We start from the raw sequence: 22406 nt of genomic DNA on the forward strand, positions 1-22406 counted from the left end.
CAGGCTGAGAGACAGAGCGGCTAGCAGGTGGAGTTCGTCTGGGTGAGCAGACCGAGCCGCCAAGGCAGCAGGTTGTACGAATCGGTCGCAGCGGGATCCTTGCCCTGGTACAGGTACCGGATGTTGCAGGGGCTGATGAGCATCGTCTGGTCAACGCCGGCGCGGACCATCTCTCCGTGGCTGATGTCCTTCGTCCAGGCGGTACCGGCGAAGGTGGTATTGCTGACACCGGCGAACGGATTGGCCTGCGTATCGGCCAACGCGGACCATGGACCGGTGATCGCCGGTGCGGTCCAAGACCGGAAGTAACGCACGCCGGCAGCGCCGATCGCTTCAACAATCAGCAGGTACTGGTTGCCACCGGAAACTCTGTATACGTTGGCGGCTTCCCAGAGCGGGTACCGGGCCGCGTCCCGCATGGCGATGACCGTATTGCTCATTCCGTTCGGGAACTGCGCCAGGCTGGTCTCGGACCGGTACAGGTGCCCGTTGTCGTCAGACGAGAACAGGTGACACTTGACGCTGTCACAGATCACCCAGAAATCTACCCAATGGCCGTTGCCGATGTTGTCTCGGATGATCTGAGGCATGCCGCCGGCGTAGAAGCGTCGTGGCGCGGTCCAGCCCCGCGGGTTGCTGATGTCGGTGTTGGTGGAGTACGCGGCGTTGTCACCGACCTGGTAGACCAGGTACCAGAGTCGCTGCGGCGCGAAGTAGAACACGTGCGGCGCGGCCTTGTATCCGGTGCCGATCGCAGTCGTGTCCAGGAAGTGGTGCTGCGCTGCGGCAGCCTGCGACCAGTCGGTGAAGTTGAGATACACCATGCTGTACGAACCACTCTGGTTCGTCGTAGTGGCGATGACGTGCCACCGCCCGTTGTGGTATACCACTGACGGATCCTTTACCGCACGAATGTTGTGCGAGGCGTCTGACTTCGGCCCGATCAACACGCCACTGGAACTCCACCGGAAGCTGTTCGGCAGGCCGCCACCGGGCGGCGGCGTGGTCGTCGGGGGTGTGCTGGTGGGTGGCGTCGTCGTGGGTGGCGTGGTGGTCGGTGGCGCCACGGTGGGGACGACGGCTCCAGTGCAGGGAGTGCCGTTCAGGGTGAACGATGCGGGTGCCGGATTACTTCCGTTCCAGGTGCCGTTGAACCCAGGGGTAACGGTGGCGTCCGTCGCCAGCTCGCCGTTGTAGGGGGCATTCGTGATGGTCACGTTGCCTCCCGACTGGCTGACGTTGCCGTTCCACAAATGAGTGATGGTCTGCCCCGAGGTGAAGGTGAATCTCAACGTCCAGCCAGAGATGGAGTCGCCGAGATTGGTGATGGCGATGTTGGCGCCGAAGCCGCCCGACCATTGGCTGGTAACGGTGTAGGCGACCCGGCACCCAGCTGCGGTGCCGGCTCGGGCGGCTCCTGCCACGGCAGCTGTGGCCACGACGACGAGCGCAATAGTGGCAATGGCTCCACGGCGCAGGTGGGACGGCGACGAACTGGAACGGTGGGTGAACCTCATCGGGATCCTCTCCGCTGCCGCTCATGGAGAGGCGGCAGGCTGGCGCAGATGGGTGCCGCCTCGGTGGAACCGGGCCGCCAGGCAGGCAAGCGGCGTGCCGCTCACCATCGCCTCCCAGCTGAAAGTCAAGGGACTGTCTGCGTCCGCCGCCGTTGCCCTCGGCCGAACGCTCTCCCGCTGCCGCTCCCGCAGATATCGATGACCATCGTCGCACTCGAGTGCCGAAGATGCAAACAGAGTTAGCACTGCATATGTATTCAGTGGCCGCTTCGCCCTTTCTGAGGCCCAAGGGCTTTGCGTAGTCGCCTATGGGCGTTTCCGGCCTGGGCTTTCGCTCGGGTTCCGCAGCTTGTAGTTAAACGATCGTCGGAATCTGGGCACGGAGCAGGGAAGATCGATGCTCGGCGTGAGGGGTCGTGTGTCCACGCCCTCTGGACTGCCCTTCCCCTCGTAGCGTGGAGGCCAGAACTTGAGGGATAGAGGTTCATGGCTGAGACGAGACGCCGGTTCGATCCGGAGTTCCGCGCGGGCGCGGTTCGGATCGTGCGGGAGACCGGGAAGTCGATCGCGCAGGTAGCTCGTGATCTGGGGATCAACAGCGGCACCCCGGCCAACTGGGTTCAGCAGGATCGTGCCGCTCGTGGCGAAGCCGCTGCCGGGCAGTTGTCCGAGGACGAGCGGGCCGAGTTGGCGCGGTTGCGGCGGGAGAACGCGGAGCTGGCGATGGAGCGTGATATCCTCAAGCGATCCGTGGTCCTGTGGGTCAAGGAAGCGACGGGCCGGTGAGCGTGGCCGCCTTCATCGCTTCCCAGAGGACCGAGCACAACGTGCCGCACGCGGTGACCTGTCGGGCACTCGGGGTGTCCGAGTCATGGTGCTACAAGTGGCGGGACCGTCGGCCGACACCCCGCCAGGACCGTAGGGCCAGGCTGACGGAGGCGGTCCGGCGCGTCTTCGACGCCTCGGGCGACACCTACGGCAGTCCACGCGTCGGCGACGAGTTATGCGAACAAAGGGTGGCGGGTGTCGGACAACACGGCCGCCGCGCTCATGGCCGAGCTGGGCCTGGTCGCCAGAGCGAAACGACGCCGGCGTGGGCTGACTCGGCAGGGCAAGCGGCCAGCCGCCCCGGACCTGGTCAAGCGTCAGTTCACCGCGACCGCGCCGGACGTGGCCTGGTGCGGCGACATGACCGAGATCATCACCGGCGAGGGCAAGCTCTACCTCGCCACCGTCACCGACCTGTACTCCCGGCGCATCCTCGGCTACGCCATGGGCGACCGGCACGACGCCGGCCTGGTCGTCGCCGCGCTGAACATGGCCGCGGTCACCCGCGGCGGCGACGTCGCCGCAGTGATCTTCCACAGCGACAGAGGCAGCGAATACTGCTCGGCCGACTTCGCCCAAGCCTGCAACCGGTGGAAGGTACGCCAGTCGATGGGCCGGGTCGGCTCGTGCTTCGACAACGCCGTCGCCGAGGCCACCTTCTCCACCATCAAGGTCGAGTACGTCCACCGCCACCAGTTCCGCACCCGCACCGAGGCCCGACTAAAGATCGCCACCTGGATCACCGACTTTTACAACCGTCGCCGCAGACACTCCGACTGCGACGGACGCTCACCGAACGACTACGAGCGATCGACAATCCGCGTCCTGGAGGGCCAGGCCGCATAACCGAGTCCTCCACGATTCCAGGGGATTGACAGTTATGCGCCAAGGCGGCGTAGCGCACCACGCTGCCGTCGGCGTTAGCCCGCGACGTGAACCGCAGATACATGACTACGAAGAAACTACATCACCCATGACTACACAGAATGTGAACCGCTAATCGTGTTACTACACCTTCTGTCGGCGTACGTGTTCGGATGCTCAGGTAGGTACGCGTGGCTCTGTCGCTGATCTTGTGACGGCAAGTACAGTAGCCGGCGCGATGGGCTGCGTCGGCGGGGAGTGTTCTGGTTCAGGCTGCGGCGTGGATCGCTGGTGCCGGTCGGGTGAAGGTTTTGCGGTCGCGGATGAGTGCCCAGAGGACGTCGACGCGTCGTCGGGCGAGAGCGAGGATGGTTTGGCGGTGGTTCTTTCCTTCGGCGCGCTTTCTCTCGCAGTAGGCACGCGAGGTGGGGCATTCGCGGGCGGCGGTGAACGCGGCCATCCACAGAATGTGCCGCAGCCGCCGGTGAAAGCGGCGAGGCGGGCGATGATTCCCCGAAACCGTTCCGGAGTCGCGGGAAACAGGCGCCAAACCTGCGTGGGCGGCCAACTTCGCCGGGCTGTCGTACTCGGTCATGCGGTGGTGTGAACGAGTAGTTCGGCGGTCAACAGGGGGCCCATGCCGGGCAGGCTCCCGATGATCTGCGCGAGGGGATGCTGGTCGAGGTGTTCGGCGATGAGGTCGTCGACGGCGGCGATGCGCTGCTCGATGGACAGGATCTCGGTGGCCATCTGCCCGACGACCACGGCGGCGGCCCGTTGTCCGGGCAGGGTGACGGTCTGTTGCCGGGCGGCGGCGACCATGGCCTCGGCGACCTGGCTGGCGTTCTTGACGTGGCTGCGGCGGAGCAGGGCGGTGATGCGGTCGACTCCGGCGTGCCGGATCGCGGCCGGTGTCTGCCAGCAGGCGAGGACCATCATCGGGGCCTTCCGGTTCAGGTCCACGGCCCGTTCGAGGGCGGGGCTGATCCCGGTGAGCAGCTCCTGCAACCGAAACAGGGTGGCGACACGCTGCCCGACAAGGTCGGCGCAGTAGCTGGTCAGGACGGTGAGTTCGGCCAGGAGCCGGTCGGAGGGTTCCAGGATCGGAAGGTCGGGACGCAGGCGGATGGTCTGAGCACTGACCACCGCGTCGCGGGCGTCGGTCTTGTTCTCCCCGGCGAACGCGGCAGCCATGTGGAAGGAGACCGTGCCGGAGACGTAGCGGACCTGAACCTGGCGCCGCCACAGCAGGGTCAGCAGCAGCGCGGACAGGCCGGTGGTGACGTCGACCGCCCAGCACACCGGGCGGCCGTGGGTCGAGACCTCGGCCATGACGGTGAGCAGTGAGGTCTCGTCGTTGGCGACCCGGCGGGAGTAGACCAGCCGGCCGTCGCCGTCGACAGCGGCGACGTGGTGGTGGGTCTTGCCGATGTCCACGCCGATCCACAGCTTCGCCACCCTCGCACTCCTTCACTTGATCGGTCTTCTCAGTCGGGCCCGTCGTCTGTGGGTTCGGGTTTGCCGGCACCTTCTCACTACCGGCCCTACGGCGACCGGAAGCCCTACGTGGTGGCCGAGAACATCGCCGCACTGCACGGCCCGACCGAAGGCACGGTGACGCTTCCGCGTCACCTTGACTGGTCCGGACACGCCGAGTACGACCTGAACCGGGCCGCACGCCTGGCCAACATGTACAAGGTTGTGCCACCGAGGCCAGCACCGTCGAGGATCTGCACACCTGGCTCGACGCCGACCTCCTCCGGCGGCTCTGGCCCATCCTCTGGCTGCCACCCCAGCTCCGCCAGCGCTGGGAAGAAGCTTCCCCGAACTCGCCGCGACCCGCAGCAACACGGCGTAGCGGTGGACCTCTTCCACGGCCGCCCCGCTGACAGGGCCCGCAGATCGAACAGCAGATGACCGCATAACGAACGCACCTGGTGCCGCAGATCGAAAGCCGAGGTCCCCGCAGATCGAAGGTTCGTCCGTTATGATGACGCCGTGCCCACGCCGCACCTGATCCCCCGCCGCACCGCCGCGCAGATCAATGCCGCTCTGGCGGACACTCGCGTCGTCTTGATCAGCGGAGCGCGCCAAGCAGGCAAGAGCACCCTGGTCCGCCTCGTTGCCGGCGATCGTCTGGCCGAACGCCGCGATCTTGATCGGGCCCAGGACCGGGCGGCGGCCATCGCCGATCCCGTCGGGTTCGTGGACTCCTCCGAACTCCTGGTCATCGACGAGATCCAACGTGCTCCGGAACTGCTGCTGGCCATCAAGTCGGCAGTCGACGAGGACCCCCGTCCCGGCCGGTACCTGCTCACCGGATCATTACGGCTGTTCGGCATGGTGGCCGCTCCGGACGCGTTGCCCGGCCGGATGGAGACCGTCGAACTCTGGCCGTTCTCCCAAGGCGAACTCGACGCAGCACCGGACGGATTCGTCGACGCCGTCTTCGCGTTCGGCCCCGACCTGCGACACGAGTCGGACGTGACCCGCGCCGACTACGCAGCCCGAATCGTGCGCGGCGGCCTGCCCGAGGCCACCACCCGTACCGACCCGCGCCGCCGCCGACGGTTCCTCGACGCCTACGTCCAAGCGCTCATCGACCGTGATGTCCGGCAGCTGTCCGACATCCAGCACAAGGGCGAGCTACGCAAACTGGTACGCCTGCTAGCGGCCAGATCCGCGACCATCATCGCCGCCAACTCCCTCGAATCCGCCCTCGGGCTGAGCCGGCCGACGATCGCCCGCTACCTCCAAGCCCTGGAAGAGATCTTTCTGATCAAACGGATCCCGGGCTGGTCCCGCAACCTGGGCACCCGGGCCACCTCCGCGTCGAAACTGATCTTCGTCGACTCGGGCATCGCCGCCAACGAGATCGCGACCGACGCCCGGGCACTGCTCCGGCCGGGCGCACCGTTCGGCCCGCTGCTCGAATCATTTGTCCTTTCCGAGCTGTCCCGGCAGCTCACCTGGTCCGAGCAGTTCGTCGACCTGTCCCACTACCGTGACCAGAGCAGGTACGAAGTCGACGCGGTACTCGAAAACAGAGCCGGTCAGGTCGTCGGGATCGAAGTCAAAGCAGCCACCACCGTCGGACCCGACGACTTCCGCAGCCTACGCCGACTGGCCGACCGCCTCGGCAATGACTTCGTCGCCGGCATCGTCCTCTATACCGGAACCGCCACGCTGCCATTCGGCGACAGACTCCGTGCCATGCCGGTCAGCGCCATATGGCAGGTTTCCGCCTCGACAGCAGACTGACCTGACAGCATCAGCGCTCCATCGAGCCCGGGGCAGGCGTACGGCACGGCGGCCCATGACGGCTGGTCGCCGGACGCCACCGGTCTGGCTCCTGGCCAACCGACGCTGCAGCGGCTTGAATGGCGGTGTGCAGGTCGGCAAGCACGGGCGGAGCTGGCGCGTCGGCACCGCCGCCGACGTGAGTTGGATCGCCGGTCACACCACTGCCGGCGTCTCGATCACCACCGCCATCCCACCGGTCTTCGACGCCTACGCCACCACGTACCAGGCCGACGAGGTCACCGCCGCCACCTATGAGCACGCCCTGGTCGAGGACCTCATCACGCACACTCCGGACCAGCCGTGGTGGCTGGCCTACCTCGACACCGGCGCCCACGACGTCGTCTTCCCTCAGGCCCCGAGGGTGTTCCTCTACTGGGACTGGCCGTACGTGCTGGTCGAGGCCGGTCCCGAGCAGGCCCTCACCTGGCGCACCGGTGGGCACATGCGCCACGGCCGCGGAACGCTACCCGATCTGTTCTTTCCCGCCGACCGGTCATGGCTTGTCTCCGCGCTCTGGGACGACACCTGGACCTGCGTCGGCGGTCCGACACCCGTGATCCACGCCCTCGAACGCAACCACGTGGCCAACGCCCGCCAGGTCCGACCCGGCGAAGACGCGCTGCCACCAGGACTGGTCCGCGAGTAACGACCAACGCCGAAGTGGAAGTCGCCCTCCGCCAAGGCCGCTGGCCTTCGGGATGTGTGGCGGGATGGTGCCAGTCTTCGTACTCCGGTAGCCGATGGCGGCGTTCGACGGCCGTGGCGGTCAGGTACCCGTCGTAGCCGTCGCCGTGGCGTGTCACCGTGCCCTGACCGACGTCCAGGATCGTGTCGGTGACCCGGCTGAGGAACTCCCGGTCATGGGTGACCGCGAGCAGTGTGCCGCGGTGCTGCCGCAGGCGCGCCTCAAGCCAGCCCACGGCCTGATCACCGAGGTCGTTGGTCGGCTCGTCGAGCAGGAGCAGTTCCGGCTGTGCCCCTGATCTGGCTGATTGACAAGGACATGCCGGGTTGACCATGCGGCCGCGACGGCCGAACGCCGAGCGCAGGTGCTCCCGACCCGGTGCGGCGCCGCCTCGTCGGGCTACGTTCCCCGAGACGGCGCCGCAGAGCCCCACACCGCCCGGGTCACGCTCGCTTCGTGAAGGCGGAACGCGCCCACAGGTAGCCGACGAGGGCGATCGCCACGCACCAGGTGACGGCGACGGCCGCGTCGGTGGTGTCGGGTGCGCTGTCGAGCAGCCCGCGCACGGTCTCGATGATCGGCGTGAAGGGTTGGTACTCGGCGAACTGCCGCAGGCCCGGGCCCATCTTCTCCGCCGGGACGATGGCGCTGCTGAAGAACGGCAGCATGACCAGCGGCACGGCGGCCATGCCCGCTGTCTCCGGCGACTTCGCCGACAGTCCCAGCGCGACCGTGAACCAACCCGCCGCGAACGCGAGCAGAACGACGACGCCACCCACGGCGAGCCAGTCGGTCAGACTCGCCTCCGGGCTGAACCCCAGCAGGAAGGCCACTCCGACGAGCGCCGCGATGGCGATCACGTTGGTCAGCACGCTGGTGATGACGTGGCCGGTCAGCACCGCGCCGCGGGAGATGTCCATGGCCTTGAACCGGTTGATGATGCCCTTGGTCATGTCGGAGTTCACCGCCGTCGCGGTGGCTCCTAGCCCGTAGCAGACGGCCAGCAGGATCAGGCCCGGCGTCGCGTAGTCGATGTAGTCCACGCCGACGCTGAAGGCGTCACCGAACATGTACACGAACATCAGCATGATGATGATCGGCATCAGGACGGCGTTGAACACCGAGGTCGGGTTCCGGGTGAGGTGTTTGAGGTTGCGGCGCAGCATGACCAGCGAATGGGACTGGGCGCTCATTTCGTGTCGACCTCCGTGGCGTGGCCGGTCAGGGCGAGGAAAACGTCGTCGAGGTCCGGGGTGCGCACGGAGCACTCCTCGGCGCTGAGGGAGTGCTCGTCGAGCCGGTCCAGCAGGGCCCGCAGTGACTTCGTGCCGCCGTCGGCGGGCACCCGCAGGGCCAGCGCGTCGTCGTCTCGGGTGGCCTCGGGGAAAATCCCCGCGGCGGCGTAGAGTTCGGCGGCGGTGGAGAACCGCAGCCGTACGTGTGTTCCGGGGATGAGGCGCTTGAGCTCTTCCGGCGTGCCCTGGGCGACCAGGCGGCCCTGGTCGAGCACCGCGAGGCGGTCGGCGAGTTGGTCGGCCTCCTCCAGGTACTGCGTGGTGAGGAAGATGGTCGCGCCGTCGTCGACCAGGTCACGCACGATCGACCACATGGTGCGGCGGCTGCGCGGGTCCAGGCCCGTCGTCGGCTCGTCGAGGAAGATGATCCGCGGATTGTCGACCAGCGTCATCGCCAGGTCGAGCTTGCGGCGCATGCCCCCGGAGTAGGTGGAGGTCGGCTTGTCCGCCGAGGCGGTCAGCTCGAACCGGTCCAGCAGGTCCGCGACGATCCGCTCGCCGTCGCCGGCGACCCCGCGGTTGAGGTCCACCATGAGCTGGAGGTTCTCGCGTCCGGTCAGCAGCTCGTCGACGGCCGCGAACTGGCCGGTGACGCCGATGGCCGCGCGGACCGCCCTGGCGTCGGTGGCAAGGTCGTGGCCGGCGACCCGCACCGCGCCGCCGTCGGCCTGCACCAGCGTGGTCAGCACGTTCACCGTCGTCGTCTTGCCCGCGCCGTTGGGGCCGAGCAGACAGAACACCGTGCCGGCGTGGACGTCGAAGTCGACGCCGTCGAGGACGATCTTGTCCTTGTACGCCTTGCGCAGGCCGGAGACCGAGATCGCCGGGGTCGTCACGTGGTCACCTCCGAGGTGGCCTCGGCGGCGTCGAGCGCCGCGATGATCTTGTTGGTCATGTCGGCGACGGTGGGACCGGGTGCGCCCTGCCGGGTACGGACGGCCGCGTCGAGGGCGACGACGACAGTGCGGCGGAAGTTGTCGGCCTCGGCCGGCGCCTGCTCGGCGAGCAGGCGCATCGCCTCGGTCAGGGCGGGCAGAACGCGGTCGGCGATCTCGGCCACCGACCTGCCGCCCAGGTCGATACCCCTGGACTGCTCCGCGAGCACGTGCCCGACCAGGCCGGTTGCCGAGGCCAGGGCGATGGACCCATCGGTGGCGATCTTGTGGGGTGAGCCGCCGGCGGCTCCGGCGGCCGACAGCAGCGTGACCGCACCGTACGCGGCCGTACGAAGCGTGAGTTTGTCCTGGGTGGAAAGGTTGACGTACACGGTGGTGAGCTCCTTGATGTTGACGTTGACGTGGGCAGGTGGCGACCGCCGGGTGGCGGCCACGGATCACCGGGCGGGTCTCGGCTCCCGACCGGGGAGGCCCACGTCCGGGGGCGGACAGGATCTTCCATGACAAACCTCTCTTCATCGGGCACGGATTGGCCCGGACGTGCCACTGGATCGGAGTCAGGGCCGCCGGTTACGGCAGGGTGAGTTCGTAGCGGAGACGCCGCCCGAGAGGGCGGAAGCCCAGGTGTCGACGCAGGGCGACCAGGTCGGAATCCTCGGCGGTGCGAGCCTCGATCTCCTCGACGTGTGGGTGGATCTCGCGCAGTCGCGTGAGCAGAGCGGCGTTGACCCACAGCCCCAACCGCCGGCCGCGATGACCGACGAGCACGGCAGGGCCGTACTGGCGGGCGCGAACCTGCGGCAGTGCGCCTGTCATCGCCACGACATGGGCGACCACCCCGCCGTCCGCCTCGGCGGCGCTCACCACTGCGGCACCGGGCCTGCTCGGATGCCGGAGCAGTTGCTCGACGCTGGTCGCGCCGCACGGATTCCCGGTCCAGTGACGCAGTCGGTATCCGGGGTGCTCGACATCGACCAACTCACCCAGCCAGGCATGGTGGACGTCGCAGTAGGTGAGCAGATCATGGCTCCCGGATCCGGTGCGCCGAAATCCGTGCCGCTCACAGAACGACTGCGCGGCGGAACCCGGGCCGGTCTCCACGATCAACCGCCGGCCCACGGCGTGTGCGCCGACGGCGGCCAGCAGCCGCGATCCGATCCCTCGACGACGCCACTGCGGCTGCACGTACAGGTTCAGCTCGAGGGTGTCCGGCTGCGGAGCGGTCGGTGCCGGCAGCTCGTACTCGAACGGCATGATCGGACGTAGATCGGCGACCCCGGCCACCGAACCGGGCGACGTCACAGCGTGCCAGCGTGGGGTGCCGAGATGATCCGGCGCCGCCACGAGGTCGATCACGCTTTCGCTCATGCGTCCACCATCGCCCGGCCCACCCGGCCGAACAACGCAGAAGATCGCATCGCCGCATTAGCCAGTGGTGATCGATCGACGACAGAACCCGCGACGGCCGACGGTCCGAGCCACGCCCGCGCCGCCCGGTCTCGTCACGGCCGTAGACTGCCCAGTCCCAGGCCGCAATGATCGAAGGTAGGGCCGTCTGGTGGAACTACGGGACATCGAGATCTTCCTGACGCTGACCGAAGAGCTTCACTTCGGTCGCACGGCCGAGCGTCTGCACGTGTCCCAATCGCGGGTCAGTCAGTCGATCAAACAGCAGGAACGCCGGATCGGCGGGGGCCTGTTCGAGCGTACGAGCCGCGCCGTTCGACTCACCCCGCTCGGCGAGCGGCTGCGCGACCGCCTCCGCGCCGGCTACGGCGAGATCATCTCCGGCATCGAGGAGGCCACCGCCACCGCACGCGGCCAGGCCGGCACGCTGACCATCGGCACCATGGGCACGCACTACCAGTCGGTCGAGGCCGTCCTCGACCTGTTCCGGCAGCGGCACCCGCAGTGCGAGCTGCGCCTGCGCGAAATCCTGCCGACCGACCCGCTCGGGCCGCTGCGGGCCGGTACGGTCGACATCGGAATTCTCTGGCTGCCCATCCGCGAGCCCGACCTCACGGTCGGGCCGGTCCTGCACCGCGAGGAGCTGGTGCTGGCGGTGGCCGCCGGTCATCCGCTGGCCGGCCGGGGCAGCGTCGAGCTGGAGGATCTCGGCGATCATCCGGTGGTCTACCCCGAGGGACCCATTCCCGACTACGTGTGGGAGGCGCACACCCCGTCCACCACCCCGTCCGGGCGGCCCGTCCGGCGCGGACTGGGCATCGCCACCCTCGAGGAAGCCTTCCAAGCGATCGCCGGCGGCAGCGTCGTGTCCCCGATCGGATCGGACGTGGGAACCACCCGGCAACGAGGCGACATCACCTTCCTGCCCATCACCGACGGACCGGTGCTGCACTACGCGCCGGTGTGGCGCAAAGGCGGAGAGAATGCCCTGGTACGCGCCTTCGTTCAAGTCGTCACGAAGGCGCAGCAAACGACGTAGCCGGACCTGGCCCCCTTCAGTCGATCTTCAACGATTCGGCGATCGCGTCGGCGACGGCTGGATCTTCGGCGACCGCGATGACCACGACCCGCCGATCCACCACCACGACCCGGCGCGCCCGGCCGTCGGGCAGGACGTCTGCGCCTCTGTGCACGACGTGGCCGGCGGTCTGGCGCTCTTCCGTCGCGATCGCTGCGGCGGAGTCGAGGGCGAGATCCGCAGAGAGCCTTATCTCGGCGTAGTCGACCCGGGGCGTCGGCGTCAGCGCACAGCCCGCGACCGCCTCGACGTCCACGACGTACGTGTCCCGAACCGGCGTACCACATCCGATGGCGTTGCGTGACCAACCGGCAGGAACCTCGATCCGTACGCCCTCGCTCGCGACCTCCTGCACGCCCGAGGGCTGGCTCACGCGAGCGGTTGTCAGTGCCCAGGTGACCAGGAACAACACTGCCGTCGCCGCGAGGGCGACCAGCACGATCCATGGACGACTGCGCAGGTTGACGCCGACACTCATCGCCGACTCCTCCCCGGCTGACCATGTGGCACCGTCGAGCTTGGGTGGTTCCGCCGGAGCCACCCGAACCGCCTGATGCCGGCTGGCTGGTTGTGCTACGCCAGCAGAGTCTCCCGCATCCGGGCGCCCAGGTTGATGCCGCCGACCACGTGATGGCCGGTTGGATCGTGGACGGCGAGGGTGTTGTTGCGGCGCATCACCTCGCGGACCGGAGGCGGCAGCCGGGGCGGGTCGTCGATGGCCGCGAGAACTCGCCCGGCGGCCGCGATCAGTCGGTCGGCCAGGGCTGCGGCGTCGGTGTCCACCCGTACCTGGTGGTACTCGCAGCCGACGACGGTGAGGTCGAGCAACTCGAACACGCGGGCCAGGAGCAGGTCCGGGTCGGTCACCCGGCCGAGCCGTGGCGCGCGGCTGCCGACCACCGCGACGGCGGCGGTCACCTGCGCGTACGGGTGGAGGCCACCCGGCAGCGCGAACAGTGGCCACCGCAGCGCCGGTCCGGCCTCCTTCCACAGCGGCCGGTAGTTCCGGCGATGCACCGAGAGTCGCCGGCCCGTGCGTCGGTGCACGTCGTGGGCCTGGGCCTGCAGGTCCGCGTGAGCCTCGTCGGCGGCCTCGCACACCATCCGGGCGGCCACCGCCAGGCCGTCGTCGTCGCCGAGCATCCGGGTGATCGCTTCGACCTGTTCCGGAAACCGGACCGGCGAGCCGGCGCCGTACCGGTGCCGGACATCCCGCAGCAGTTCCTGCTGCCGCCCTGGATCGAGCTGGACCCGCTTGCTACCCAGCAACCGCCGGAGCCAACGCATCTCGCCTCGTTTCAGCCGCCGCAGAACGCAGCAATGCTAGTGCGCCGGACGCCGCCTGCACCTCGTGGGGTGCGGAGCTGGCTCGCCCTGCCCGCGGTAACGAGCCGTAACTGCCCGACGAGGTGGTGCGAAGGGCGCGAGCTGCGCGTCCGGGGCTGCTCTTTCCACCCTCGGTCAGTACTTGCTCTCGGCGGACGGGCCCTGACGAGGTCCGTAGGGCGCCGTCTCCAGCCACCGGCCGAGCGCCGGGACCACCGGTGCCAGGGTGGCGCAGCAGCGCTGCCGGATCCGCATCGCCCGCCCCGGCCGCAGGTGACGCAGCGCGGCCCCGGCCGCGTCCCGGTTGTAGCGGGCCGCCGCGTGTCGTCGCGCGGCGTACCTGGGCACCGCCGTCGGATCGGCGTCCGCCGCCGCGACCGCCTCGGCCGCAGCGACGGCGTCGGTTATCCCGCTGTTCATCCCGCGGGCGCCGAACGGTGGGAACAGGTGCGCCGCCTCCCCCGCGAGCAGCACCCGGTGGTGCCCGTCGGTGAGCCGGTCGGCCACCACCTGGTGAAACTGGTACCGGGCGACCCACAGGATCCGATCCCGGTACCGCTCCGGCACCACGGCGGGCAGCCAGCGCCGCGCCGCCTCGACGCTGTCGAAGGTCTCCGGGGCGTCGGTGTCGCGGCACTGGAGGTCGATCTGCCAGCCGCCGGCGAAGGGCACCTGAAGCACGGTACGACCGTCGAGGGCCGGATGTTCGTAGCGGAAGATCCGGCGCGGCGGCATCGGCCGGTTCGGATCTTCGGCCAGGTCGACGACGACGTGGAAGCCGCGCGGTCGGGGGCCGTGCAGCCGCACCCCGAGCGAGCGGCGGACCGCCGAGCGGGCACCGTCGGCGGCGATGACGTACCCGCTGCTCCACCGCCGACCGTCCCCGGTTTCCAGCGTGACCGCCTCCGGCCCGGTCGAGACCGTGGTCACCCCGGTGCCCCACTCGAACCGGACCCCGGCCCGCTCGCAGGCCGCCAGGAGCAGGCGTTCCGTCTCCACCTGACGCAGGCTGGCGAACGGGGGCAGCCCGCCGGAGTGCGGCGGATAGCTACGGGAGTAGACCAACCGCCCCCGGTAGTAGGTCTCGCGGGTCGGCCAGACCACGGCCCGGTGGGCGATCTCCTCGGCGAGTTCCGGGTTGAGCCCGGCGAGCAGCCGCAACGTCCGGTTGTGCACGAACAGGGCGCGGCTGCCCGGGCGGACACGGTCCACCGGCTCCGCTTCCAGCACCGTGGCCGGCAGACCCGCCGCCCGCAGCGCCAGGGCGGCCGTGAGGCCGGTCGGACCGGCGCCTACCACGATCATCGGCCACGCTCCGCGCTGGTGGAGCCGGGCTGCGCGCCGGTGAGTTCGCGGATCCGCTCCCGCAGCCGCCGTTTGTCCACCTTGCCCACCGCGGTATGCGGAAACGACTCGACCACCTCCAACCGGTCCGGCAGCTTGTACGCCGCCAGCCCTCGGTCCCGCAGGAACGCCACCATCTCCGCCAGGCCGGGCGCCGCACCACGTGGTCCTGGCACCACGAAGGCGCAGGTCCGCTCGCCGATCAGCGGGTCCGGCATGGCGACCACGGCGCACTCCCGCACGGCCGGATGAGCCAGCAGATGGTCCTCCACCTCGTCCGCGGCCACCTTGTCGCCACCCCGGTTGATCTGGTCCTTCACCCGGCCCTCCACCACCAGGTGCCCGCTGGGCAGCAGCCGGACCAGGTCGCCGGTGCGGAAGAACCCGTCGGAGGTGAAGGCGCTGGCGTTGTGTTCCTCCGCCCGGTAGTAGCCGCGCGGGGTGTACGGCCCCCGGGTGAGCAGCTCCCCCACCTCGCCGTCGGGCACCGCGGCACCGCTGGCGTCGACGACCCGGATCTCGTCGTCGGGAGAGAGCGGCCGGCCCTGGGTGGTGGCCACGGTCTCCGGCGGATCGTCCAGGGCGGTCTGGCAGAGCAGCCCTTCGGCCATGCCGAACGACTGCTGCACCTTGCAGCCGAGGGCCGGGCCGAACCGCCGGGCGGCGTCGGCACCGAACTTCGCGCCGCCCACCTGGACCAGCCGCAGGCTGGACAGATCCGCCCCCGCGATCCCGGCCATCTCCAGCCAGAGCAGGGCCAGCGGCGGGACCAGCCCGGTCACCGTCACCCGCTCCCGCTCGATCAGCGGGAAGACATCCTCGACGCTCGGCGTCGGAGCGAGCACCACCCGACCGCCGACGTGCAGGGTACCGAGCACGCCCGGGCAGGCCAGCGCGTAGTTGTGCCCGATCGGCAGCACCGCCAGGTAGCTGTCGGCGGCGGTCAGGCCGGCGTTCTCGGCGCTGATCCGAAGGTTGTAGCCGTAGTCCTGGTGGGTTCGGGGAATCAGCTTCGGCAGGCCGGTCGTCCCGCCGGAGAGCAGGAAGAGCGCCACGTCCGCCGGATCCGGGGCGGGCAGCGGCTCGGGCTCGGCGTCCACCGTGTCGAGGGCCACGAACTCCGCCGGCTCACCCACGACGAAGACGTGCTCCGGCCCGGTCACCCGACGGGCGAGTTCGCGGTGGTCGAAGCCGAGGTAGTTGTCCGGAATCACCAGCGCGGTCGCGTCACTCATGGCGCAGAGGTGGGCGAGTTCGCTCTCCCGGTGGGCGGGCAGCGCGAAGACCGGGAGCGCGCCAAGCCGGAACAGGGCATGGCACAGCGTCACGAAATCGATCACGTTGGGCAGTTGGATCACGACCCGGTCCCCGGGGGACAGGCCGGCCCGGCGCAGGCCCGCGGCCAGCCGGTCGGCCCGCCGGTCCAGCTCCCCGTAGGTCATCCGGCGGGCCGGCTCGACAAGTGCGACCCGGTCGGCGTCGGCCCTGGCCAGGGTCCGCAGCCTGGTGCCGAGCGGCTCCGGCCGCCAGTAGCCCCGCTCGGTGTACCGCCGGGCGAACTCCGGCGGCCAAGGTACGCACCCGGCCAGCATGTTCAGCTCCCCCCGGTCGTGGAGACGTGCCGGTCCAGCCAGTCGACAAGCGGTCCCAGCGCGTCCCAGCCGTCCCGGACGAGGCGTACCGCTGCCTCGCCGTCGATCCCGTCCGACACCCGGTGCACCCGGTCGGCGGCCAGCGACCGGTACCGCAGCAGCTCCACCCGGGGATGATCGGCCGGGCAGTCGCGCGGTTTGGTCTTGAGCCGTTCCCCGATCAGGTTCCAGTCGTCGGCGGTGAGTTCGTCGACGATCCGCTGCAACGCGGCGCCGGAGCGGCCGTCGTCAACCGCCTCGCGGTAGCGCTCGACCTGTTCGGAGGAGAGGCCGTGGTAACCGCCGCCCAGCCGCAGCCCTTCGGCGTCGAGCTGCAGGTAGTAACCGACGCTGTCGGCCGAGCCGGCGGTCAGTCCCTGGTACGTCTTGTACGGCGACTTGTCCTTCGCGAACCGGACGTCGCGCTGCGGTCGCCACACCTTGACCGCGCCGTACTTCTCTCCGAGTTCGGCGGCGAGCGCCTCCATCGGCTCACGAACGCACGAGTCGTACGTGTCCTTGTGCCGGTGCCAGTGGTCGCGGGTGTTGTGCTTCTCCAGGTCCTGGTAGAAGCGGAACGCCTCGGCCGGGAAGCCGTCGAACGTCTTGACGTCCGCGCTGCCCTGCTGTCGTCTGCTCATCGCTGGTTCACCTCCGTCGGGTCAGGCCCGCGAAATGGGCCACGAGTTCGTTTGCCTGTTTCCGGTTGAGCCGCGGGTCGCAGGCGCTTGTGTACCGGGGCTGCGCGACCCGCGCCGGTGACACCGGCGTGTCGGCCGGTGCGGCGACGCACTCGGTCACGTCTTCCGGGGTCACCTCCAGGTGCAGCCCGGCCGGGTGCAGCCGGTGGGCGGCGAGGATCCGGACGAAGGCGGTCACCTCGTCGTGGATCGCCTCCACCGGCCGGGTCTTCCCGCCGGTACGCAGCCGGTACGTGTTGCCGTGCATCGGGTCGCACAGCCACACCACCGGTACCCCGTGCCGGCGGACCGCCAGCACCACCTCCGGCAGGATGCGCCGGATCCGCTGTGAGCCGAGCCGGACGATGAACGACACCTTGCCGGGTCGACCCTGCGGGTTCAGTACCCGGCTCAGTCGGACCGCCTCGGCGGCGGTGATGGAAGGTCCGATCTTGACACCGACCGGGTTGCTCAGCTCCGCCGCCCAGCGCACGTGCCAGCCGTGCGGTGCCCGGGTCCGGTCGCCGATCCACAGCAGATGCCCGGAGGAGGCGTACCGACCGGCCCTTCCGGGTCGCTCCAGCGCGGTCTCGTAGTCGCGTAGCAGCGCTTCGTGCGAGGTGAAGACCGGGGCGGACATCTGACCCACGGCACCGGCCGGGTCCGGCCACTCCACGTCGGGCACGGCCCGTCGCCGGAGCTGGCGCAGCACGACTGCGGCGCAGTCGTACCCGGTCAGCATCCGGTTCGGATCCGGGGTACGGGCCACCCGGTTCGCCTCCGGCCGGTTGACCAGGTCCCCCCGGTACGCGGGCAGCACCGTACCGTCGGGCAGCCGCTCCCACGCCGACGAACGTGGTTTCGCGTACTGACCGGCGATCCGCCCGACCGGCACCACCGGCAGCCCGGAGCCTCGGTGCAGCAGCGCGGCGAGACTGGTCAACTGGTTCAGCCGGGCGGCGATCGGCTCCGGGGCGGCCTCGGTGAACCGTTCCGCGCAGTCGCCGGCCTGCAACACCAACGCCTCGCCCCGGGCCGCCCGGTCGAGCCGGGTGGCGAGGATCTCGCACTCCGCTTCGGGGACCAGGCCGGACCGGCTGGCGAGGATCTCCCGGACGTTCGCCACCACCGCCGGATCCGGCCACTGCGGCTGTTGCAGCGCCTCCGGCTCGACGAGGGATCCGGTCACGGCGCGATCCGTTCGCCGGCCCAGCCGTCCCCGGTGCGCCGGTACCGCAGCCGATCCGGCGCACCGGCCGGGCCGCCCTGCCAGAACTCGATCTGCTCCGGTAGCAGCCGTAGCCCACCCCACTGCGTGGGCCGAGGTATCTCCTGCCCCGCGAAGCGCCGCTCGGTGGCCACGATCCGGTCGGTCAGCGACTCGTCGAGCACCGACCGTTGGTCGGTCGACCAGGCCAGCAGTTGCACCGGCCGGGGAAGCCGGGTGTAGTACTCGTCGCTGGCCAGCGGGTCCAGCCGCTCCACCGGCCCGTTGACCCGGACCTGCCGGGATGTCTCCAGCCAGCCGAAGCAGAGTTCGGCGTACGGGGAGACGGCGAGATCGGTCGCCTTTCGGCTGCGGTAGCTGGTGAAGAAGACGAAGCCGGTGTCGACGTAGGCCAGGTCGACGTAGCGCGCCGTGGGGCGTCCGTCCGGCCCGACCGTGGCCAGCACCACGGCTGCCGGGTCGGTGGGACATCGGGCGACCCAATCCGCGCGCCAGTCCTGGAACCGTCGCAGCGGGTCGGCTCCGATCCACTGGGGATTCTCCGCCTGTTGCCTGGGTACTCGCCGTTCGACTCGCACCGTACCGTCCTCCTGTGTTTATGCTCCCGGTACCGGAAAGGGGGCAGATACTTGGATTCCCGGAATCAAGACCTGGTCCTGCGCCTGCGGGACCGGCATCAGGACATCGTCGAGCCCCAGACCTTCGAACTGCTGGGGCAGGAATGGGATCTCCTTCCCGGGGTCTACGCGCCACACCTGACCCCCTCCGCCGCCCTGTACGCCGAATGGCTCAGCTACCCCACCGGCGGATCGTTCTGTGAAATGGGCTGCGGTACCGGCTATCTCTCCGTCATCGCCGCGCAGCGCGGCTGCGCGTCGGTCACCGCGCTCGACATCAGTGCCGCGGCCGTGGAGAACACCCGGCGCAACGCCGAGCGACACGGCGTGGCCGACCGGGTGGCCGTGCGGTGCGGCGACATGTTCCAACCGCTGGCCGAGGACGAACGCTTCGACCTGATCTTCTGGAACTCCAACTTCGTCGGTACCTCCCCCGGTGAGTCGCCGGACGACCAGCTGGACCGGGCCTTCTTCGACCCGGGGTACGCGGCCCACACGGCGTTTCTGGGTACCGTCGGGCGGCACCTGGCCCCCGGCGGCCGGGTGATGCTCGGCTTCGCCGACCTGGGTGATCCGGCGATGCTCGGCCGGATCGCCGCCGAACACGGCTGGCGGCCGGTGACCCGCCGGTGTGCCGTCGGCGAGTACCCGGACGGCGAACTGCGGTACGAGCTGATCGAGCTGCTCCACTCGTGAGACCGCCGGCGCTGAGCCACCCGTCCGCACGGGTGGCTCGGCGCGGTCGGCGGTCATCGCCGGCTGAGCCGCAGCGCCAACGGACCCAGCAGCAGCGTGGCACCGAGCACCCAGGCCAGGGTCTGCAGCACCGGCACCAGGACCGGCCCTCCGGAGGAGAGACCGACCAGCGCGGCGTGCGCGCAGCTCAACGGATTGGCCCGGATCACCGGCTGGGCCCACCCCGGGAACGCCGACAACGGCACCAAACAGGTGGATACCAGCAGGAGCAGGGTGACCGGCGCGTTCAGGGCACTCGCCGCCGCCTCCGCGCTGCGGGCGGTCAGGGCCACCACCAGGGCCAACCAGAGAAAGATCAGCGCGAACAGCAGCACCACCAGCAGGAAGCCGACAGCCGCCGCAACGCCCTGTTCGAACCGGAACCCGAGGAGGTAGCCCACCGCGACGGTCACCACGGTGACCAGCACGAACTTGACCACGTCGCCGGCTATCCGGCCGAGCAGTGGGGACATCCGAGCGATCGGCATGGTCCGCAGCCGCCCCTGGAACCCGCCGTGCACGTCGGCGTGGAAACCGACGGCCGTGCCCACGCAGCTGTAGGCGACGCTGAACAGCACGATCCCCGGGGCCAGCCGCGCGATGTACGGCTCGTCGGTCGCCCCGCCGACCACCTCGCCGAACATCACCAGCAGCAACACCAGCAGGATCAGCGGAAAGGTGATGGCGTCACCGAGTAGCCGTGGGCTGCGCAGGAACCGGCGCAGGTTCCGACCGGCCAGGACCGACGCTTCGTACCCGACACTCATCGAGCCCTCCTGAATGCGCGCGCGGCGGCCCACGAGAAGATCACCAGCAGCCCCGCCAGCCAGGCGACCGCCGGCCAGACCTGGCCCCAGGACGGCGTCGTCGAGGCGAGCGACCGCAGGGCCTCGATGACCACCGAGACCGGGGAGTACCTGATCACCGGCTCCAGCCAACCGGGGAAGGCGTCGGCCGGCACGAACGCGGTGGAGAGCATGATCAGGGCCAGGTACGGCAGGTTGAGCGTCGCCGCCACGGCCTCCGGATCGGTCGAGGAGAGGCCCACCGCGGTCGTCGCCGCGGTCAGGGTCAACGCGAACGCCACCGCGAGCAGCACGAAGCCGAGTACGGCCAGGGCTCCACCCTGGAACCGGAACCCCGCGACGTACCCGGTGGCACTGATCACCACCACCGCGAGTACCGCCCAGACCGCGTCCGAGGCGAGCCGGCCGACCACCACCGCCGCCCGGTTGACCGGCATCGACAGGCACCGGGTGAGCATCCCCGAGGCCCGGTCGGCGGCGGAGGCGGCGCCCGACGTGTTCGCCACCGTGAACATCCACTGCGCGACGATCGCCGGCGGCAGGAACTGGGCGTAGTCCAGCCCACGCTCGGCGAAGAGCCGGCCGAAGAGCAGCAGGAACCCGAAGACGAAGATCACCGGGAACACGCCGAACACGACAAGCATCTCGGCGTTGGCCCGCTGCCGCAGGTTCCGGCCGGCGAGTGCGGAGCCCTGGGCGGCCAGGTTTCCGATGCCGTGCTCGGTGCCGGTCGCCGCCGTCATACCCCGGACCTCTCCGCGTTCGGCCGCTGCGTCCCGTCCGAGGTGAAGGCGAAGAAGACCTCGTCCATCGTGGGTTTGCGCAGGGCCACGTTCTCGGCCTCGATACCCGCCTCCTCCAGCAGCCGGACCACGTCGGCCAGCGTCCGGGCACGAGGCGCCGGCACGACGAGCGCGCCGCCCCGCTCGGCGACCTCGCCCAGACCGGAACGGAGTGCGGCGGCGGCAGCCTCCTTCTCGGGAACGGGGACCTCGATCTCGCACACCTGGCCGCCGACCCGCTCCTTGAGTTCGTCGGTGGTCCCCTCGGCGATCACCTGCCCGTCGTCCAGCACCACCACCCGATCGGCCAGCCGGTCGATCTCTTCGAGGTACTGAGAGGTCAGCAGGACCGTGCTGCCACCGTCGCGGAGCTGGCGGATGAGCTGCCACATCTCCTCCCGGCTACGCGGGTCGAGCCCGGTGGTGGGCTCGTCGAGGAAGAGCACCGGCCGCTCGACCACCAGACTGGCGGCCAGGTCCAGGCGACGGCGCATCCCTCCCGAGTAGCTCTTGACCGGCTTGTCGGCCGCCTCGGTCAGGTGAAACCGGTCGAGGAGTTCCTCGGCGCGCTGGCGGGCCCCGGTCCGGCCGAGCCGGAGCAGGCGGCCGAACAGGACGAGGTTCTCCCGTCCGCTCAGCACCTCGTCGAGGGCGGCGAACTGGCCGGTCAGGGCGATCGACTCGCGGACCTGCCGGGGCTGTGCCACCACGTCGTGGCCGGCGACGGCCGCCCGGCCGCCGTCCGGCTCGACAAGCGTGGTGAGGCAGTTGATGACCGTGGTCTTGCCGGCTCCGTTCGAGCCGAGCAGGCCGAGCAGGGTTCCGCCGGGCACCGTGAAGGAGATGTCCGCCACGGCGACCTTGTCGCCGAACTCCTTGCGGAGGTGTTCGACCTCGATGCCGGGTTGTGTCACCGCTTCGTCCTCTCCGGGGCCGCCGGCCAGCGCGGGGGCCGGCACCGTCGTTGGTCTCAGCTCTCCTGGTTGGACATCGGCGTCTGCTGGTGGAACAGCAGCTTCCAGCCGTCCGCCTGGCGCTGCCAGAGGCTGGACATGTAGAGCCGGAAGGTGCCTCGGCCGCTCACCTCGGCGATCGCCCGATAGGTGATCACGGCGGTGTCGTCACTGACCGGCACGATCCGCTGCTCGTCGAGGGTGAAGCCGGTGAACGGCGAGGTGTTCCCGTCGATCTCGGCGACCAGGTCGTCACCGGTGGAGATCCCGTCGTGCTCCACCACGAGGGTCTGCTCGGTGACCAGTTGGCGATAGAAGTCGCCGTTGGCCGACGAGATCGCCCGCCACCCCTCCTGCTCCAGGGCGAAGAGTTCCTTCTCCAGATCCTGAGTGATCGTTGTCATGATTTATCCTTTCGATAGTGTTTCCTG

At 69.6% G+C, this 22406-nt stretch carries 24 protein-coding genes and 2 pseudogenes; 8 read left to right on the forward strand and 18 right to left on the reverse strand.

Annotated elements, in window-relative coordinates:
• Nucleotides 1–20: 20 nt before the first annotated feature.
• A complete protein-coding gene (locus O3597_RS22215; RefSeq protein WP_269740008.1) occupies nt 21–1517 on the reverse strand; it encodes a non-reducing end alpha-L-arabinofuranosidase family hydrolase in 1497 nt (498 codons plus the stop codon).
• A 486-nt stretch (nt 1518–2003) separates the two neighbouring features.
• On the opposite strand from O3597_RS22215, the gene O3597_RS22220 reads away from it, so the two are divergent.
• Nucleotides 2004–2303, forward strand: coding sequence for a transposase (locus tag O3597_RS22220; protein WP_281602275.1), 300 nt, complete (start codon nt 2004–2006; stop codon nt 2301–2303).
• A 231-nt stretch (nt 2304–2534) separates the two neighbouring features.
• A pseudogene (locus tag O3597_RS22225) lies at nt 2535–3191 on the forward strand (IS3 family transposase); the annotation flags it as partial.
• Nucleotides 3192–3477: 286 nt separating this feature from the next.
• Here the strand turns inward: O3597_RS22225 and O3597_RS22230 are convergent.
• Nucleotides 3478–3804 (reverse strand): transposase, encoded by a 327-nt coding sequence (locus O3597_RS22230; protein ID WP_281602276.1) that lies wholly within the window; start codon nt 3802–3804, stop codon nt 3478–3480.
• Nucleotides 3801–4667 carry an IS110 family transposase gene (locus tag O3597_RS22235; protein ID WP_281602277.1) on the reverse strand — a complete coding sequence of 289 codons (867 nt, stop codon included), beginning with the start codon at nt 4665–4667 and terminating at the stop codon, nt 3801–3803. The genes O3597_RS22230 and O3597_RS22235 overlap by 4 nt, the downstream gene beginning before the upstream one ends.
• A gap of 69 nt (nt 4668–4736) precedes the next feature.
• Between O3597_RS22235 and O3597_RS28605 the strand changes: the two are divergent.
• From O3597_RS28605 to O3597_RS22250, 4 genes and pseudogenes are all read left to right on the forward strand, one after another.
• Nucleotides 4737–5067 (forward strand): annotated as a pseudogene (locus O3597_RS28605) (hypothetical protein); the annotation flags it as partial.
• A 140-nt stretch (nt 5068–5207) separates the two neighbouring features.
• A complete protein-coding gene (locus O3597_RS22240) occupies nt 5208–6470 on the forward strand; it encodes an ATP-binding protein (protein ID WP_281602278.1) in 1263 nt (420 codons plus the stop codon).
• Between the two features lie 115 nt (nt 6471–6585).
• Nucleotides 6586–7158: a hypothetical protein gene (locus tag O3597_RS22245; RefSeq protein ID WP_281602279.1), complete on the forward strand. Its 573-nt coding sequence runs from the start codon at nt 6586–6588 to the stop codon at nt 7156–7158.
• 94 nt (nt 7159–7252) lie between these two features.
• On the forward strand, nt 7253–7495 hold the full coding sequence (locus O3597_RS22250) for a hypothetical protein (RefSeq protein ID WP_164446312.1): 243 nt from the start codon (nt 7253–7255) through the stop codon (nt 7493–7495).
• Nucleotides 7496–7640: 145 nt separating this feature from the next.
• Here O3597_RS22250 and O3597_RS22255 read toward each other — a convergent pair whose 3' ends face one another.
• The 4 genes from O3597_RS22255 to O3597_RS22270 all read right to left on the reverse strand — a co-directional run bounded on the left by O3597_RS22255 (nt 7641) and on the right by O3597_RS22270 (nt 10756).
• On the reverse strand, nt 7641–8390 hold the full coding sequence (locus tag O3597_RS22255; protein ID WP_164446313.1) for an ABC transporter permease: 750 nt from the start codon (nt 8388–8390) through the stop codon (nt 7641–7643).
• The gene (locus tag O3597_RS22260; protein WP_164446314.1) at nt 8387–9328 is read right to left on the reverse strand and encodes an ATP-binding cassette domain-containing protein; all 942 of its coding nucleotides are present in this window, start codon (nt 9326–9328) and stop codon (nt 8387–8389) included. Before O3597_RS22260 ends, O3597_RS22255 begins: the two co-directional genes overlap by 4 nt.
• Nucleotides 9325–9822, reverse strand: coding sequence for a hypothetical protein (locus O3597_RS22265; protein ID WP_281602280.1), 498 nt, complete (start codon nt 9820–9822; stop codon nt 9325–9327). Before O3597_RS22265 ends, O3597_RS22260 begins: the two co-directional genes overlap by 4 nt.
• Nucleotides 9823–9958: 136 nt before the next feature.
• Complete coding sequence (locus O3597_RS22270; RefSeq protein WP_281602281.1) at nt 9959–10756, reverse strand: GNAT family N-acetyltransferase; 798 nt, start codon at nt 10754–10756, stop codon at nt 9959–9961.
• A gap of 190 nt (nt 10757–10946) precedes the next feature.
• On the opposite strand from O3597_RS22270, the gene O3597_RS22275 reads away from it, so the two are divergent.
• Complete coding sequence (locus tag O3597_RS22275; protein ID WP_281602282.1) at nt 10947–11834, forward strand: LysR family transcriptional regulator; 888 nt, start codon at nt 10947–10949, stop codon at nt 11832–11834.
• A gap of 16 nt (nt 11835–11850) precedes the next feature.
• On the opposite strand, the gene O3597_RS22280 is transcribed toward O3597_RS22275, so the two are convergent.
• The 7 genes from O3597_RS22280 to O3597_RS22310 all read right to left on the reverse strand — a co-directional run bounded on the left by O3597_RS22280 (nt 11851) and on the right by O3597_RS22310 (nt 18660).
• Complete coding sequence (locus tag O3597_RS22280; protein WP_281602283.1) at nt 11851–12351, reverse strand: hypothetical protein; 501 nt, start codon at nt 12349–12351, stop codon at nt 11851–11853.
• Between the two features lie 95 nt (nt 12352–12446).
• Nucleotides 12447–13160, reverse strand: a complete 714-nt coding sequence (locus tag O3597_RS22285) for a hypothetical protein (RefSeq protein WP_281602284.1) — start codon at nt 13158–13160, stop codon at nt 12447–12449.
• Nucleotides 13161–13334: 174 nt separating this feature from the next.
• Nucleotides 13335–14504, reverse strand: a complete 1170-nt coding sequence (locus O3597_RS22290) for an FAD-dependent monooxygenase (protein ID WP_281602285.1) — start codon at nt 14502–14504, stop codon at nt 13335–13337.
• Nucleotides 14501–16135: a (2,3-dihydroxybenzoyl)adenylate synthase gene (locus O3597_RS22295; RefSeq protein WP_164446321.1), complete on the reverse strand. Its 1635-nt coding sequence runs from the start codon at nt 16133–16135 to the stop codon at nt 14501–14503. The genes O3597_RS22290 and O3597_RS22295 overlap by 4 nt, the downstream gene beginning before the upstream one ends.
• 2 nt (nt 16136–16137) lie before the next feature.
• Complete coding sequence (locus tag O3597_RS22300; RefSeq protein WP_164446322.1) at nt 16138–16815, reverse strand: DUF2461 domain-containing protein; 678 nt, start codon at nt 16813–16815, stop codon at nt 16138–16140.
• 7 nt (nt 16816–16822) lie between these two features.
• Nucleotides 16823–18043: a 3-deoxy-7-phosphoheptulonate synthase gene (locus O3597_RS22305; RefSeq protein ID WP_281602286.1), complete on the reverse strand. Its 1221-nt coding sequence runs from the start codon at nt 18041–18043 to the stop codon at nt 16823–16825.
• Nucleotides 18040–18660 (reverse strand): pyridoxal 5'-phosphate synthase, encoded by a 621-nt coding sequence (locus O3597_RS22310; RefSeq protein ID WP_281602287.1) that lies wholly within the window; start codon nt 18658–18660, stop codon nt 18040–18042. Before O3597_RS22310 ends, O3597_RS22305 begins: the two co-directional genes overlap by 4 nt.
• Before the next feature lie 51 nt (nt 18661–18711).
• Between O3597_RS22310 and O3597_RS22315 the strand changes: the two genes are divergently transcribed.
• Nucleotides 18712–19395: a methyltransferase domain-containing protein gene (locus tag O3597_RS22315; RefSeq protein ID WP_281602288.1), complete on the forward strand. Its 684-nt coding sequence runs from the start codon at nt 18712–18714 to the stop codon at nt 19393–19395.
• Nucleotides 19396–19448: 53 nt separating this feature from the next.
• Here the strand turns inward: O3597_RS22315 and O3597_RS22320 are convergent, their stop codons facing one another.
• Genes O3597_RS22320 through O3597_RS22335 form a run of 4 tightly spaced genes read right to left on the reverse strand, consistent with a single transcriptional unit; the run spans nt 19449 to nt 22379 of the window.
• Entirely contained in the window at nt 19449–20201 is a 753-nt protein-coding gene (locus O3597_RS22320) for an ABC transporter permease (RefSeq protein ID WP_164446326.1), read from the reverse strand.
• Nucleotides 20198–20983 carry an ABC transporter permease gene (locus O3597_RS22325; protein WP_281602289.1) on the reverse strand — a complete coding sequence of 262 codons (786 nt, stop codon included), beginning with the start codon at nt 20981–20983 and terminating at the stop codon, nt 20198–20200. The genes O3597_RS22320 and O3597_RS22325 overlap by 4 nt, the downstream gene beginning before the upstream one ends.
• Nucleotides 20980–21936: an ATP-binding cassette domain-containing protein gene (locus tag O3597_RS22330; RefSeq protein ID WP_164446328.1), complete on the reverse strand. Its 957-nt coding sequence runs from the start codon at nt 21934–21936 to the stop codon at nt 20980–20982. Before O3597_RS22330 ends, O3597_RS22325 begins: the two co-directional genes overlap by 4 nt.
• 56 nt (nt 21937–21992) lie before the next feature.
• Entirely contained in the window at nt 21993–22379 is a 387-nt protein-coding gene (locus O3597_RS22335) for a nuclear transport factor 2 family protein (RefSeq protein ID WP_164446329.1), read from the reverse strand.
• Between the last annotated feature and the right edge of the window lie 27 nt (nt 22380–22406).

The sequence above is a fragment of the Verrucosispora sp. WMMA2044 genome (assembly GCF_027497155.1).
Lineage (GTDB): Bacteria > Actinomycetota > Actinomycetes > Mycobacteriales > Micromonosporaceae > Micromonospora > Micromonospora palythoicola.

Excerpts from the sequence above, each read along its gene's own strand:
- O3597_RS22325 (WP_281602289.1), bottom strand. The coding sequence starts at position 20,983 with ATGACGGCGGCGACCGGCACCGAGCACGGCATCGGAAACCTGGCCGCC.
- O3597_RS22230 (WP_281602276.1), bottom strand. The coding sequence starts at position 3,804 with ATGACCGAGTACGACAGCCCGGCGAAGTTGGCCGCCCACGCAGGTTTG.
- O3597_RS22320 (WP_164446326.1), bottom strand. The coding sequence starts at position 20,201 with ATGAGTGTCGGGTACGAAGCGTCGGTCCTGGCCGGTCGGAACCTGCGC.
- O3597_RS22295 (WP_164446321.1), bottom strand. The coding sequence starts at position 16,135 with ATGCTGGCCGGGTGCGTACCTTGGCCGCCGGAGTTCGCCCGGCGGTAC.
- O3597_RS22220 (WP_281602275.1), top strand. The coding sequence starts at position 2,004 with ATGGCTGAGACGAGACGCCGGTTCGATCCGGAGTTCCGCGCGGGCGCG.
- O3597_RS22215 (WP_269740008.1), bottom strand. The coding sequence starts at position 1,517 with ATGAGGTTCACCCACCGTTCCAGTTCGTCGCCGTCCCACCTGCGCCGT.
- O3597_RS22335 (WP_164446329.1), bottom strand. The coding sequence starts at position 22,379 with ATGACAACGATCACTCAGGATCTGGAGAAGGAACTCTTCGCCCTGGAG.
- O3597_RS22300 (WP_164446322.1), bottom strand. The coding sequence starts at position 16,815 with ATGAGCAGACGACAGCAGGGCAGCGCGGACGTCAAGACGTTCGACGGC.
- O3597_RS22290 (WP_281602285.1), bottom strand. The coding sequence starts at position 14,504 with ATGATCGTGGTAGGCGCCGGTCCGACCGGCCTCACGGCCGCCCTGGCG.
- O3597_RS22280 (WP_281602283.1), bottom strand. The coding sequence starts at position 12,351 with ATGAGTGTCGGCGTCAACCTGCGCAGTCGTCCATGGATCGTGCTGGTC.
- O3597_RS22250 (WP_164446312.1), top strand. The coding sequence starts at position 7,253 with ATGGCGGCGTTCGACGGCCGTGGCGGTCAGGTACCCGTCGTAGCCGTC.
- O3597_RS22270 (WP_281602281.1), bottom strand. The coding sequence starts at position 10,756 with ATGAGCGAAAGCGTGATCGACCTCGTGGCGGCGCCGGATCATCTCGGC.
- O3597_RS22285 (WP_281602284.1), bottom strand. The coding sequence starts at position 13,160 with ATGCGTTGGCTCCGGCGGTTGCTGGGTAGCAAGCGGGTCCAGCTCGAT.
- O3597_RS22255 (WP_164446313.1), bottom strand. The coding sequence starts at position 8,390 with ATGAGCGCCCAGTCCCATTCGCTGGTCATGCTGCGCCGCAACCTCAAA.